Source organism: Halonatronum saccharophilum DSM 13868 (assembly GCF_000517025.1).
GTDB classification, from domain to species: Bacteria; Bacillota; Halanaerobiia; order Halobacteroidales; family Halobacteroidaceae; genus Halonatronum; species Halonatronum saccharophilum.
Genome location: NZ_KI912095.1, coordinates 567,003 through 581,475 on the forward strand (window position 1 = coordinate 567,003; position 14,473 = coordinate 581,475).

The window sequence follows — 14,473 nt, forward strand, 5'->3', positions numbered from 1 at the left end:
CAAAAAGATCAGATTGCTGACTTTTAATTCTTAATTTTCAACTCTTAATTCTTTAATCACCTTCTCTTTAACCTTCTTCTTCCTTGCTACAAACTCTTTAATTCGCTCAACACTTGTATTTATAATATCCCTCTCCGCTAACCCTGCTTCCTCCACTACCTCTAAGCCTTTATCAAATTTACCGATATCATCCCAATAGTGAGCATCACTTCCTATAACAACCTTTACCCCTTCAACCTTAGCTTTTTTAACAATCTCAATACACCTTTCCTTGCTACCAGGCCTGCTCCTATAAGAGTTACTATTTATCTCTAAAAGTACATCTCCTTTTTTAGCAGCCATTATGACCCTATCTATATCTATGATAAATTCAGGATTTCCAGGATGGACTACTATATCTGAAAAAGGGTTTAATATTGCACTTATCATAGCATCAGTATTATCTTTTATACTACCAGGATCATAACCACTCCCACAGTGAAACCCTACTCCTACAATATCAAGGCGAGATAGTATTTTAGGAGGTAGATCTAAAGATCCATAGATATCAGTTATATTTGCTTCTACTCCTTTTAACACTCTAATACCTTTTATCTTCTTAGGCAAAGACCTAAGGTTAGAAAAGTAATAAGGGTGAGGACCACCAGGTAAATTTGGCCCGTGATCAGTAATACCTAAAATATTTAACCCCTTTTTATTAGCCCCTTCAACCATCTCTTCTAAAGTAGAATAAGCATGTCCGCTAATTATAGTATGAGTGTGTAGGTCAGCTACTAATTTCATCATCTTCTCCTCCTTCTTCAGTTTCAGAGCTATGAGTCTAGTGCTGTGAGCTTAAAATCAAACTTAAATTAACTCTGATTTTAAACCTCTTTTATTTCATTCTTTAGTCCCTTAAAAGTAAAACTTACAATAAAAAGTCCCATCTCGCTCCTATAACCCCTAAAAGTGTTACTATAAAGTATCCCTCAATCCCAGTCAATTTAAATATCCTTAAAATGGAAACTGACGCCAAAAGGGCCTCACTCCACAATATATTTTCTATCCATCCCTCAATATTAATTATATTAAGTTCTATTATATAAGGCGTAGACAAAACTACTAATACAACCAACCCGATACGCAAATAATCCTTAAAAGCCAGGTTGTCTACTTTTTCCCAAGTCCAATAAAGAAGATACCAAATTAAAGGAAATAGTATTATTCCCCAATGTTGGCCCTGAAATAAGATGAAAGAAGTTATTACTGTAGAAATACCATAAGAATAGTACCAAACATTATCTCTCTTTAATGTAGGATTCAGAGCCTGAATTAAAAGTATAGATAACCCCACTAACGGAATTAAAGACCCTCCACCTATAGATAGCTCCTCTAAAAATTGAGCTGGTATCCATCCTAATAGTTCCTGAATCAATCCATCTCCCAATAATAATATAAAATTAAAAACAAATACTAAATAAATGAAATACTCTTTATCTTCAACAAATCCTACTACTTCCTGAAAAGCATAAACTAAAAGTAAGACCAGGGCCAAATTCAAAAAGATACTAATGTTATTAGTTAATATAACTAAAGATAAAGATAAAAGGCTAAGTAAAAGTCCATATTTTAAACCTTGCTCCTCGTAATCAACCATATTGCTTCCCCAAATCAATTCTACTATTACCCCTAAAGTAACCCCTGTAGTAAACCCTTCTCTTCCAAATAAAACACCAAATAATGGCGTTAATATAATAGGGTGAAAAAAAACTTTAAATTTAAACCCCACCCTCCTATGTAGATAAAATAATAATGTAATTAATGCTGCTAAAAATATTTTAAGTAACATAACCTTCTCCCTTCATTAATAATATTAATGGCAATATCAATTAAAAACCTTAAAATAATTAAATAACTGATATATATTACTCAAAACTACAAAACTAACACCCTTATCTTAACCAACTACTACTTTAATATTATTCTCCATATGGTTATTTTTTCCTTTTAGATTTATTGAAATTCACTTTTCACTTAATAAAATTTGCTACCAATTTATTAAATCTACTCCTAATTGCTTTTTATCTGAAAAAATATTGTTTTCCTAAAAAATATTTTTTATTCTTATTATAATGAATATCTTAAAGCCCTTTTTAACATATTAATAGCAGGTAACCATCTTTACGCGGAGGTGTTTAAATGAATAAAAAAGGCTTCTTAGCTTTAGTACTACACTCTCATTTACCATATGTTCGTCACCCTGAAGATCCTTATGCCTTAGAAGAGGAGTGGCTTTATGAAGCGATTACTGAAACTTACATCCCGCTGATTAAAGTCTTTTCTAATTTAGTACGGGATGGAGTAGATTTTAAAGTTACTTTATCACTATCTCCTACTTTAATCTCTATGTTAACAGATAGTCTACTACAAGATCGATACCTAAACCATCTAAATAAACTCATCGAATTAAGTGAAAAAGAATTAAGAAGAACAAAAGGTGATCCAAAGTTTTACAGAGTAGCTAAGATGTATAATGAAAAATTTTTAGAAAGCAAGAGGTTATTTATTAATTACAATAAAAACCTACTCATCCCCTTCAATGTACTCCAAGATATAGGGGTTCTGGAGATAATCACTTGCTCTGCTACCCATGGATACCTACCTTTAATGGACAGATATCCAGAAGCAGTTAAAGCTCAACTTCAAGTTGGTATCAAAATCTATGAAGAAAATTTCAGAAGAAGACCTAGGGGAATTTGGCTTCCTGAATGTGGTTACTACCCTGGTATCGACCGTTACCTTTGGGATGAAGGGCTTAAATACTTTTTTGTAGATACTCACGGTATATTAAATTCTAACCCTCGACCAACTTACAAGAATTTCGCTCCAATCTATACTGACTCTGGTGTTGCAGCCTTTGCTAGAGATGTAGAATCTTCTAAGCAGGTTTGGAGTGCTCAAGAGGGTTATCCGGGAGATTATAATTATCGTGAGTTTTATAGAGACATTGGCTATGATTTAGATTATGAATATATTAAAGATTATATTCACCCAGAAGGTTTTAGAAAACAAACAGGTATAAAATATTATAAGATCACAGAAAAAGATGAGCATAAAGAAGTCTATGATCCGCAAAAAGCAAAAAACAGAGCCAACATCCATGCTCAAAACTTTATGTTTAATCGCCATAAGCAAATTGGTTATCTAAGTTCGAAAATGGATAGAAGTCCAATAATTGTTTCACCTTATGACACAGAACTATTTGGTCATTGGTGGTACGAAGGGCCGATATGGTTAGATCTACTCCTTAGAAAGATAGGCAAGGATGATAAATTAAAGACTATAAGCCCTTCTGATTATTTGGATATCTATCCAATAAACCAAGTTGCTACTCCATCCTTATCAAGCTGGGGGGCACAAGGCTATAATCAAGTCTGGTTAGATAGTAGTAACTCTTGGATTTACCCAAAGCTCCACAAAATTACTGAACAGATGATTGATCTGGCTAATACATGGCAAGTTAAAAACTCTATAGAGTTAAGAGTTTTAAATCAACTTGCTAGAGAAGTTCTTTTGGCCCAAAGTAGTGATTGGGCTTTTATTATTAAAACAGACACAATGAAAGAGTATGCAGTTAGAAGAACCAAAGAACATCTAAATAACTTCAACTGTCTCTTTAGCTCATTAAAACTAGAGGAGATAGACATAGACTTCTTAAAAGGTTTAGAAAAAAAGAATAATATTTTTAAAAATATTGATTATAAGGTTTATCAAAGTAATCAAAATGCAAACTATAAAGAGGTGATGCTTTAATGCAATTAATACTTCTTCTTCTAGCTGTAGCAATAATATTAGTTGCTCTCCTTCGTCCTAAAAAGGATAAAGATAAGAGCAGATATAAAAGAAATGCAGATATCGGCTTTGGCAATATGAAATATTCCCATGAAAGCAGCGAAGAGTTAACAAATATCAAAGAAAAAGATAATGAACAAATTACTAATACCAATGAAGATATATCTGATCAAGAGTTGGCCCTTGATAAAGAACTCAACAAAGATGCTATACTGACAAATGAAGATGATTTTCAAGAGGAGTTAGAGATATTAAAAGAAAACCTCTCTCCCAACCTAGAAGATGAATCAACTTCCAAAGAGAATAATCATAGATATTTAGTAAGTAGCTACTGGCGCAGAAGATTAAAAGAGAGGGATGAAGAGTTTGCTCGTATCCCTAGTACAAATTTTAAAATAGACTTATCTCCAAACCATGAATCACCTTCAGAGAGGTTGTGGAACTCTAATAAAGAAAATGAACTCGTTTTAATGACCCAATCTCCAGATTATATATATGCTTATTGGAAGGCTAATGGTTTAAGCTTTGAAGGAGAGAAAGCTGTAATAAGAGTTTATAAAGAAAGTAATTCAATCGATCTTCAAGATAACTATTTCGAAATAGAGATAAAGAAAGGTGAAGGAGAAAAGTATATAAACCTACCTCAACCAAATTCTAATTACTATGGAGAGCTTGGATTACTAACTATAAATGAAATCTTTATCCCTTTAATTAGATCTAATAGAGTTACGGTCCCAAGGGCCAAGCCTTCAGAAAATAATAACGAACTATGGATGAAAGTAGAAGATCAAAAAAGAGAATATACTTTCTATACCGCTAATTGTTCATTAGGTGATAATAAAGTTATCTATAATTTCAAGGAAAAAGATCTAGACAAAAAGTTAAGCTCCGACTCATTTATTAACAATTAAATAATAGCAATAAACCTTTGGCTCCTAGGAGCCAAAGGTTTATTTTTCTTAGATACTACCCATTATGAACTTCGTAGCTCCAGTTGTTGCCACTATTATTATCCCAATTATCCGCTGAATCTTTGAAGCAAAAATTAAACCTATCGGTAGTATTGACCCTTAATTGAGCAGTAAACTTCCCTTGTTGATCTCTTTCCATAGCTATATCAGTTACATCCATCCAATTGTCTCCAAAACCTACACCAGCATGGAGATAAATATTATCAGCCCCACTTTTATTAAGGAGTCCATCATAAACAACTCTAACTCTCTCTCCTGCAGTTATTGGGGTTGGTTGTACTGTAACATCTGAATAATCTTGCATCAATTATTACCTCCTTTTAGATATAAGAATCAATACCTATCTATATCTTTTGCAATATCAACTCTTTTAATAAGAGGTAATTTTTACTTATTTTCTAAGGTTTTTTATATAATCATCTATAGCTCTTGCAGCTCTCTTGCCTGCTCCCATAGCTTCAATTACTGTTGCTGCTCCAGTAACTGTATCTCCACCAGCAAAGACTCCTTCTTTACTAGTCTCTCCACTCTCATCACAAGCATCTATCGTTCCCCACTTTGTTGTCTCGATATCTTGAGCATCCTTAAGAAGTATAGGATTGGGTCTCTGTCCAATTGCCATAATAACAGTATCTACTTCCATTATCCACTCTGACCCTTCAATAGGTACTGGTCTTCTCCTACCAGAATCATCAGCTTCTCCTAACTCCATCCTGATACATTTAATCCCTTTTACAAAACCTTCTTTATCACCTAAAATTTCCGTTGGGTTATTTAAAAGTTCAAAGCGTATTCCCTCTTCTTTAGCATGATCAATCTCTTCGACACGAGCTGGCATTTCATCTTCACCACGACGATAAACTATGATCGATTCTTTTGCACCTAGCCTTAATGCTGTTCTAGCTGCATCCATAGCTACATTTCCAGCTCCTACAACTGCTACCTTCTCTCCTGTATGAACAGGAGTCTTATATTCAGGGAATCTATAGGCCTTCATTAAATTAACTCTAGTTAAGAATTCATTGGCAGAATAGACACCATTTAAGTTCTCACCTTCAATACCTAAAAACCTTGGTAATCCTGCTCCAGTTCCTATAAATACAGCCTTATACTCTTCTTCAAAGAGCTCTTCTAAGCCTTTAATCTTACCTACAACATGATTATACTTTATCTCTACTCCAAGTTTTTCAATCTTCTCAATCTCATCTTTAACAATATCTTTAGGTAATCTAAACTCAGGGATACCATAGGTTAAAACCCCTCCAGCCTCATGAAAGGCTTCAAAGATAGTTACCTCATATCCCATCTTTGCTAGATCAGCTGCTGCCGTAAGACCAGCAGGACCAGCACCAATAATAGCAACCTTTCCCTTATCTTGATTTCCAATAACTTCTATTTCTTCTTTGCCCCTAGCATAATCGGCTACAAACCTTTCTAAACGACCAATGGCTACTGCTTCATTCTTAATTCCTACAATACACTTTCTCTCACACTGCTCCTCTTGAGGACATACTCTCCCACAGACTGCAGGCAAGTTATTCTTTTCCTTAATCTTCTGAGCCGCTTTTTCAAATTCACCCTCTGCAACTAAAGCAATAAAATCCGGTATGTCAACTTCAACAGGACACCCTTGCATACAGAGTGGATTCTTACACTGTAAACATCTGTTAGCTTCTTTAATCGCCTCTTCTTCAGTATATCCTAGTGTAACTTCTTTAAAGTTATTGACTCTTTTCTTAGGGTCTTGCTCTGGCATTTTTACTTTTTTACCCTTCATTGACACGGCATCCTTCACCTCCAAAGACATGGTCTTTAACTTCTTGCTCATGTTTAGAGTAGAAATTTTGCCTTCTTAATTGTTCATCATAATCTACTAAATGTCCATCGAAGGCTGGTCCATCTACACAAGAGAACTTAGTATCTCCACCAACAGTTACTCGGCAACCTCCACACATTCCTGTTCCATCTATCATCAAAGAATTTAAACTAACTATAGTCTTAACCCCATACTCTTTAGTCAATTGAGATACAAACTTCATCATAATCATTGGCCCGATAGCCACTACCATATCTACATCTTCTTCTTCTAGAACTTGTTTCAAAATATCAGTCACAAACCCCTTATGACCTTTAGAACCATCATCAGTAGTTACATACAAGCTACTACTTAATCTCTCAAAGTCACCTTCTAAAATCAATAACTCCTCATTTCTAGCTCCTAATATAGTAATGATCTCGGCACCACCTTTGTGCAAAGACTTTACTTTAGGATAAAGAGGGGCAGCTCCTAATCCACCAGCTACACACACTACCTTATTATATCCCCCAGTCTTAATTGGCTCTCCTAACGGGCCAACAAGATCTAAAAATTCATCGCCTACTTCTAAGTTACAGATCTGTTCACTACTAAATCCAACCTCTTGAATAATAATAGTAATACTTCCTTCCTCTCGATCATAATCAGCAATCGTTAAAGGAATTCTCTCTCCCTTCTCATCTACTCTCACAATTAAAAAATGACCTGGTTCTGCTTTTGAAGCAACCTTAGGCGCATCCACTTTTAATCGTGTAATCTTAAGTGCTAATACTTCTTTCTCTAATACTCGATACACTTTGTTTCCCTCCTAATTCTTATATATCTGAACTTTAACATCATATACTAATCACTAAAATAATTAATATATGGTTGGAAAATAATACAAGTAAGTAGATGAAAATACTACGTTTTCACCGTTAATTATCTACTGCATACTCTACACAGATAAAATATTTACTCTAATTATACCACCACCAAAAACAAAAATCAATTTTATCTGGTAAAAATCATTTCTAACTAGTGAAACAAATAACGTTTGTAGATTAATTTTTAATTCAAAAAGACTCTCATAGCTATGAGAGTCTTTTTAAGAATCATTATAATTTATTTTTCACTCTAACCCTAATGCTGCTACACCTCTCATAGCTTAAAGAACAAAGCCACTCGTGGTAACTCCAATCTCCATCTCTTTTAAAGAAACTTTATGAATTGTGATACTTTTTTACTCTAAACCTAGAGCTGCTACACCTCTCATGGCTTAAAGAGCAAAGCCACTCGTGGTAAATCAAATCTCATCCCTTTTAAAGAAACTGTATGAATTGTGATACTTTTTTACTCTAAACCTAAGACCGCTACACCCACTGCGTTATCAGTACTATATTTAGGGTCGGCAAAGTAAAGTTTTGCTCCAACTGCTTTATGTTCTAAACGCGTTCTTAATCTATCTCTTATGTATTCATTGGCTGCCACTCCACCAACAATCAAAATATCCTTTATCCCTTCTTCTTCTATCCCCTTCTTCAATACCTTCTCTAAAGAGTTAGCAATTGATCTCTGTAAAGCCAAGGCTATATCCTTTTTGGACTTACCTTCTTCAATTGCTCGCATTGCTGCAGATGTTGGCCCAGAAAAACTCATATTATAACCCTTTACTGAAGATGGTATTGAGAGGGTATCTAAGTTACCCTCTTTAGCCAGCTCCTCTAAGTGGGGACCTGCTGGAAAAGGTAGTCCCATTTTAACCCCAACTCGATCAACGAATTGGCCCGCATGTAAATCATTAGATTCTCCTAATTCATCCACCTCAAAAGATTTATCCTTAGCAACAAATTTAACCTTCAAAATATCTGATGTCCCCCCTGATAAATGTACAGCCAAAAACTTATTAAGCCGCTTCTCTGCTGACCATAAACCTGCCATAAGGTGCCCTTCTTGATGGGAAACCTTCTTTAAAGGAATATTCATCATGCTTGTCAAAGACTGGGCTTGTCCTAAACCTACTAAAAATACAGGCATATAAGATCCCGCCTTAGATCGAGGAGAAGAAGTTACAACAACCTTGGTTAAATCGCCTTCAAAACTATCCCCTATTTCAGAAATCAATCGAGGTAGGTTCTTTAAATGTTGAAATAAGGCTTCAGACTGTCTAAGTCCTCTCTCTCCACACTGTACTTCTAGCACACTCCTTCTCTCATCTACCAATTCTCCTGAAGCATTCAGCAAGGCTACTGAAGTTGTATAATTGCTAGTATCTATACCTAAAATCAACCTAATTACCCCTTTCCTTAGAATAAATTATAATCCTTCAGCTATTCTCCCCAAAACACCATGGATAAATTTAGCTGATTTTTCATCACTAAAAGATTTAGCAAGCTCTATAGCCTCATCAATAGCTACAGCAACAGGTATATCCTCTTCAAATAAAATCTCATAAAGGGCCAACCTAATAATATTTCTATCTACTTTACCTATCCTATCAATCTTCCAGTCCTTAGCTTTTTCATCTACTAATTCGTCAATCTTTTTAATATTTTCATCTGTTCCCTTTAAAATATCCTCCAAGTAACTTCCCTCTAACATAATCTCTGGCCTATCATTATGTAATTTCTTCAGATTAATCTCTAAACTTTCTTTATTAACATCCATTTGATACAACAACTGAACTGCTACTTCTCTAGATTGACGCCTATTTAACTCTCTTTTCATAATTTAACCTCCCCAGAATTTAGATATATATATATTATAGTATCCTATAAAAGCAATTATAATTATCCTTTCACTAGATAAGCATTTAAAAAACCACCTATAAGAATCAAGGTGGTAAAGGACTAATCTCAACTTAATTATTTGTTATATTGAAATATATCATTGATTATGTCTCTAATGTCTTCTTTGTTATCGTATCTCATACCAAAATAATAGCCAATCCCCATAGAAATAACAATAAATAAAGCTAAAACAATACCAAAGCGAATAACCAATAAAGCAACAAAGAGACCAATCAACAAACCTAGAACTCTACCCTTATAATTCTTTAAAAGAGCTATAACCTTAGACAAATCGTCAATTTCAATCATAACTTATACACCTCTTTTAATTAATCTACTCTCAGCCTCTTCTTCTTTTGAATCTCCTTAATTAATATTTCAACTTTAGATATTTCAACACCAGTTGTAGACGCTACCCTCTCCTTAACCATCTCTTGTAAAGATGTAGCTAACTCAGGAATGTTGGCCCTAGTATCTGAGGTTAGATTCATTCTAATATTAACACAATCATCCTTAACTTTAACTTTAGAATCAATATTATCAAACTGACCCTCTTCTTCTATAACCTCTTTTACCAAACTGTTAATAGCATCCAAAGTAATCCTTACATTACCAAACTCATTCATAACGACTATAGCCCCACTGACCTTCTTTCTTCTAAAAAAGAGCTGCAAAACTCTAATAGAGATTAAAAATAGTACTGCACCAACAACACCTAACTCAATACTTCCCTCAAGAATAGCAAAGAAAGCCTCTACTGCTTCAAAACTAATTACCCCAAAGGAGAGCCCTATCATAAATACAGAAGTAATACCTACCAAAAGAGTCAATAACATTACAAATAGCCTGTCTATAATCTCCATTAATATCCCCTTTCTTTAAGAAGAATATAAGCTAACCCTATAAAGAGCTAGCTTATAGATATAATTCTCCTTTATTAAAACCCTACCTTACACGAGGAACTTCTAATTCCTGCTCTTCCACTTCTTCTTCAACCTCTTCTTCTTTTTCCCTAAACCTAACACCTTGAACATGAACATTAACTTCTACAACATCTAAACCAGTCATACTCTCAATAGCTTTCTTTACATTCTCTTGGATTTCCCAAGATACATCACGAATCTTAGCACCATACTTCATTATCACATATAAATCTACTGCAACCTCTTTCTCTCCTACCTCTACCTTAACACCTCGAGATAGGTTACTCTTTCCCAGTATCTCAGCGATACCATTGACCAATCCCCCACTCATTCCAGCTACACCTTCAATTTCGGTTGCAGCCAAACCAGCAATAATACTAGCTACTTCTGGGGCAATTCTAATAGCTCCAACATTATTTTCGCTCATTATAATCCCCTCCTCAATTCATAAATTAAGATAGTTACAGTTTACTTAGACTAATATAAAGAAATTTACTCTTAGCTTTACCTTATTTATTTAAAAGATAACTACCACTAAGCTTATAACTATATTTTAGTAGAAATAACTGCTACTAAGTCTTTGAATTTACTAAAGCAACTTTCAATTTAAAACTCTTAACTAATGATTTCTACTTAAAGTCTATTTATCCTCTTTAATAATATGTTTAGGTATGAATCCCGTATCGAACTCTCCCTTAATAAACTCTTGATTATTTAATACCTCTTTATGGAATGGAATAGTAGTCTTAACACCTTCAACTTCAAATTCCCCTAAAGCTCTTAACATTCTCTTGCGAGCTTCTTCTCTATCTTTACCCCAAGTAATTAATTTAGCAACCATAGAATCATAAAATGGAGGTATTGAATAGTCAGGGTAAGCACAACTATCAACCCTAACTCCCAATCCACCAGGAATTAAATATTGGTTGATCTTACCTGGGGAAGGTCTGAAGTTCTTACTAGGATCCTCAGCATTAATTCTACACTCAATAGAAGCACCTTTAATCTTAACATCATCTTGAGTATAGCCAAGTTCTTCTCCATTAGCTACTCTAATCTGCTCCTTTACTATATCTATTCCTGTTACCATCTCAGTTACAGGATGCTCAACCTGAATTCTAGTATTCATTTCAATAAAGTAATAGTTATTATCTTTATCTAAAAGCATCTCTACAGTCCCAGCATTAAAGTAACCAACAGCTTTAGCTGCGTTGACTGCTGCTTGGCCCATCTCTTCTCTTAAATCTGGATCAATAGCTGGAGAAGGCGCTTCTTCGATAACTTTTTGATGCCTTCTTTGGATTGAACAATCACGTTCACCTAAGTGAACTACATTTCCATGCTCATCGGCCAAAATTTGAAACTCTATATGCCGTGGATTTTGTACATATTTCTCTAAGTAAACCTCGGCATTTCCAAAGGCTGCCTCTGCTTCTGAACTGGCTGTCTTAATAGCATTAACCAATTCATCTTTATTATTTGCTACTCTCATTCCACGACCTCCACCACCAAAGGAGGCTTTAACAATTACTGGATATCCTATCTCTTCTGCTATTTCTGTTGCATCTTCTATACCTTCTAAAGCCCCTTCAGTACCAGGTACAACAGGAACTCCCGCTTCAATCATAGTCTCTCGGGCAATAGACTTATCGCCCATCTTATTAATATGTTCAGGTGCTGGGCCAACAAACTTAAACCCACATTCTTCACAGACTTCAGCAAAATAAGCATTCTCTGATAAAAATCCATATCCAGGGTGGATTGCATCAGCATTTGAAATCTCAGCAACACTAATCAAACTCGGTATATCTAAATAACTCTCATTTGAGGGAGCAGGACCTATACAGTAAGCTTCGTCGGCAAACTTAACATGTAAAGAATCCTTATCAGCTTTAGAATAAACAGCTACTGACTTGATTCCCAAGTCCTTACAAGCCCTAATAATTCTTAAAGCAATCTCACCTCTATTAGCTATAAGTATCTTATTAATCATTTTATCACTACTCCTTCTTTCCCTCTATACTCTCTCAACCACAAATAAAGGTTGACCATATTCAATTGCTTCTCCATCCTCAACTAGAATATCAAGAATCTTACACTTAAATTCAGCTTCAATCTCATTCATCAACTTCATCGCTTCAATAATACATAAAGACTCTCCTGCCTCTATTATATCTCCAACCTTAACGAAAGGATCTGAATCAGGGGAAGGTGCACAATAGAAAGTTCCTACCATTGGAGCTTCAACCTTCTCTCCACTTACAACCTCTTTTTTAGCCTCTGAAGGAGCTGGTGTAGCATTAGTTGTCTTCTCTTGGCTAACTTCAGCAACCTCTGGTGTAGGAATATTTGTTGCAGTAGTAACCTCTTGAGCTACAACACTTCCACCCTTTTTAATGCTTATCTTTGTACCATCACTCTCTAAATTAATTTCTGCAATATCAGTCTCATTTAACATCTCTAATAATTCTTTAATATCCTTTAATTCCATATCTTCATCTGCCTCCTCATTAATGTTAGTATTAGTTTCTCCAAATATGTCCTTATCTTTCTTTCTTTCTTTTAAGAACTTCAATCCAATCTGCGGGAACAAGGCATAAGATAGATAATCTTCTTCTTTTTCAGCATACCTTGAAACCTCATCTTTTATGTTATCAAGCATTGGCTCTAGTAAATCAGCTGGCCTACATGTAATAGGCTCTTCATCACCAATAGCCTTCTTACGAACTTCTGGATTAATCTGGGCAGGTGGTCGACCATAATAACCTTTAATATAAGATTTTACTTCATCTGGTATCACCTTATATCTTTCCCCTAATAAAATATTAAATACGGCTTGAGTACCAACAATTTGACTTGTTGGTGTAACAAGTGGTGGGAAACCTAAATCCTCTCTTACCCTAGGTATCTCTTTTAAAACATCATGGATCCTATCTAAAGCATCTTGCTTCTCTAATTGAGAAACTAGGTTAGATATCATTCCTCCAGGAACTTGATGAGAGAAAGTCTGCATATCAGTAATTCTAGTTACCCCTCTAGGGAATCCTCTTTTTCTTCTAACTCTTTCAAAATAACTATCTATCTCAAACAAGAGATCCAAGTTCAAGTCTGCATCATATTCAGTATCTCTTAAGATAGCTGTCATTGTCTCCACTGGTGGTTGAGAAGAACCAAAGGCCAAAGAAGCTGTTGCTGTATCTATAATATCCAAACCTGCTTCAATCCCTTTTAAGTAAGTAGGTAATGCCATACCACCAATATAATGGCTGTGCAATTCAATTGGAATTGTAATCTTCTCCTTAAGAGCAGATACAAGATCATAAGCCCTATAAGGCGTCAATAACCCAGCCATATCTTTGATACAAAGAGAATCTGCTCCTAACTCTTGTAGTGTAATTGCAGTCTCTAAATAATGCTCTATTGTATGTACTGGACTGATAGTATAAGCTACTGTAGCTTGCACCTCTTTACCAGTTTCTTTAACTGCTTCTATTGCTGTATTCATATTTCTTACATCATTAAGAGCATCAAATATTCTAAATATATCTATACCATTCTCTGCTGCTTTATAAACAAATCTCCTTGCTACATCATCAGGATAGTGCTTATAACCTACTAAATTTTGACCTCTTAATAACATCTGCAAAGGAGTGTTTTGGATATAACTGTTTAATAATCTCAATCTCTCCCAAGGGTCTTCTTGCAGATATCTCATACAAACATCAAAGGTCGCTCCACCCCAAACCTCCATAGCATTATAACCAACTCTGTCCATCTTATCAACTATGGGGAGCATATCTTCAGTTCTCATTCTTGTTGCCCACAAAGATTGATGAGCATCCCTTAAAGTTGTATCAGTAATTCTAACCTTTTTTTTCATAGCTTCTCCCTCCTATAATACTCATTTTTTTATTCTACAAAGTAATTTAAAATCCTTTTAAATTACTAGAATTATCTTTAAATTAAACTAGGTATGCACCTCATTAAAACTCCCTCTTGTACAAGAGGGAGTTAAGCTGTAATAAGCTTTAAGAGATTTTGACTCGAAGATAAATACACCCTAAAATCAAGCACACCTTATTATAGAAAGAGCTAGGTTAACGAACAAAATTACCCCCTAGCTCCAATAATCTTATTTAATTATTATATCGTCTTTTATATATT

At 34.8% G+C, this 14,473-nt stretch carries 14 protein-coding genes; 2 read left to right on the forward strand and 12 right to left on the reverse strand.

Translation table 11 applies throughout. The annotated features are described in order from the left end of the window. Positions 1 to 30 precede the first annotated feature (30 nt). Both HALSAC_RS0109995 and HALSAC_RS0110000 read right to left on the reverse strand, forming a co-directional pair. The gene (locus HALSAC_RS0109995; RefSeq protein ID WP_027340152.1) at positions 31 to 783 is read right to left on the reverse strand and encodes a phosphatase; all 753 of its coding nucleotides are present in this window, start codon (positions 781 to 783) and stop codon (positions 31 to 33) included. A 124-nt stretch (positions 784 to 907) separates the two neighbouring features. Next, a complete protein-coding gene (locus HALSAC_RS0110000; RefSeq protein ID WP_245579456.1) occupies positions 908 to 1,768 on the reverse strand; it encodes a hypothetical protein in 861 nt (286 codons plus the stop codon). 410 nt (positions 1,769 to 2,178) lie between these two features. Here HALSAC_RS0110000 and HALSAC_RS0110005 point away from each other — a divergent pair, with 410 nt between their 5' ends. Continuing rightward, complete coding sequence (locus HALSAC_RS0110005; protein WP_027340154.1) at positions 2,179 to 3,792, forward strand: glycoside hydrolase family 57 protein; 1,614 nt, start codon at positions 2,179 to 2,181, stop codon at positions 3,790 to 3,792. Further along, positions 3,792 to 4,742, forward strand: coding sequence for a DUF4912 domain-containing protein (locus tag HALSAC_RS0110010; protein WP_027340155.1), 951 nt, complete (start codon positions 3,792 to 3,794; stop codon positions 4,740 to 4,742). The genes HALSAC_RS0110005 and HALSAC_RS0110010 overlap by 1 nt, the downstream gene beginning before the upstream one ends. A 55-nt stretch (positions 4,743 to 4,797) precedes the next feature. Here HALSAC_RS0110010 and HALSAC_RS0110015 read toward each other — a convergent pair whose 3' ends face one another. The 10 genes from HALSAC_RS0110015 to accB all read right to left on the reverse strand — a co-directional run bounded on the left by HALSAC_RS0110015 (position 4,798) and on the right by accB (position 14,189). Continuing rightward, on the reverse strand, positions 4,798 to 5,106 hold the full coding sequence (locus tag HALSAC_RS0110015) for a carbohydrate-binding protein (RefSeq protein ID WP_027340156.1): 309 nt from the start codon (positions 5,104 to 5,106) through the stop codon (positions 4,798 to 4,800). 87 nt (positions 5,107 to 5,193) lie between these two features. Beyond that, entirely contained in the window at positions 5,194 to 6,579 is a 1,386-nt protein-coding gene (gene gltA / locus HALSAC_RS0110020; RefSeq protein ID WP_425402508.1) for an NADPH-dependent glutamate synthase, read from the reverse strand. Beyond that, on the reverse strand, positions 6,569 to 7,414 hold the full coding sequence (locus tag HALSAC_RS0110025; RefSeq protein WP_027340158.1) for a sulfide/dihydroorotate dehydrogenase-like FAD/NAD-binding protein: 846 nt from the start codon (positions 7,412 to 7,414) through the stop codon (positions 6,569 to 6,571). The genes gltA and HALSAC_RS0110025 overlap by 11 nt, the downstream gene beginning before the upstream one ends. Positions 7,415 to 7,950: 536 nt before the next feature. Continuing rightward, positions 7,951 to 8,886 (reverse strand): Kae1-like domain-containing protein, encoded by a 936-nt coding sequence (locus HALSAC_RS0110030; RefSeq protein WP_027340159.1) that lies wholly within the window; start codon positions 8,884 to 8,886, stop codon positions 7,951 to 7,953. 27 nt (positions 8,887 to 8,913) lie between these two features. After that, positions 8,914 to 9,324, reverse strand: coding sequence for a transcription antitermination factor NusB (gene nusB, locus HALSAC_RS0110035; RefSeq protein WP_027340160.1), 411 nt, complete (start codon positions 9,322 to 9,324; stop codon positions 8,914 to 8,916). A 137-nt stretch (positions 9,325 to 9,461) separates the two neighbouring features. Next, complete coding sequence (locus tag HALSAC_RS0110040; protein WP_027340161.1) at positions 9,462 to 9,695, reverse strand: DUF2273 domain-containing protein; 234 nt, start codon at positions 9,693 to 9,695, stop codon at positions 9,462 to 9,464. 20 nt (positions 9,696 to 9,715) lie between these two features. Continuing rightward, complete coding sequence (gene amaP / locus HALSAC_RS0110045) at positions 9,716 to 10,249, reverse strand: alkaline shock response membrane anchor protein AmaP (RefSeq protein ID WP_027340162.1); 534 nt, start codon at positions 10,247 to 10,249, stop codon at positions 9,716 to 9,718. An 82-nt stretch (positions 10,250 to 10,331) separates the two neighbouring features. After that, positions 10,332 to 10,736, reverse strand: coding sequence for an Asp23/Gls24 family envelope stress response protein (locus HALSAC_RS0110050; protein ID WP_035571599.1), 405 nt, complete (start codon positions 10,734 to 10,736; stop codon positions 10,332 to 10,334). Positions 10,737 to 10,949: 213 nt separating this feature from the next. Next, the gene (gene accC, locus HALSAC_RS0110055) at positions 10,950 to 12,302 is read right to left on the reverse strand and encodes an acetyl-CoA carboxylase biotin carboxylase subunit (RefSeq protein WP_027340164.1); all 1,353 of its coding nucleotides are present in this window, start codon (positions 12,300 to 12,302) and stop codon (positions 10,950 to 10,952) included. 24 nt (positions 12,303 to 12,326) lie between these two features. Next, on the reverse strand, positions 12,327 to 14,189 hold the full coding sequence (gene accB / locus HALSAC_RS0110060; protein WP_027340165.1) for an acetyl-CoA carboxylase biotin carboxyl carrier protein: 1,863 nt from the start codon (positions 14,187 to 14,189) through the stop codon (positions 12,327 to 12,329). Between the last annotated feature and the right edge of the window lie 284 nt (positions 14,190 to 14,473).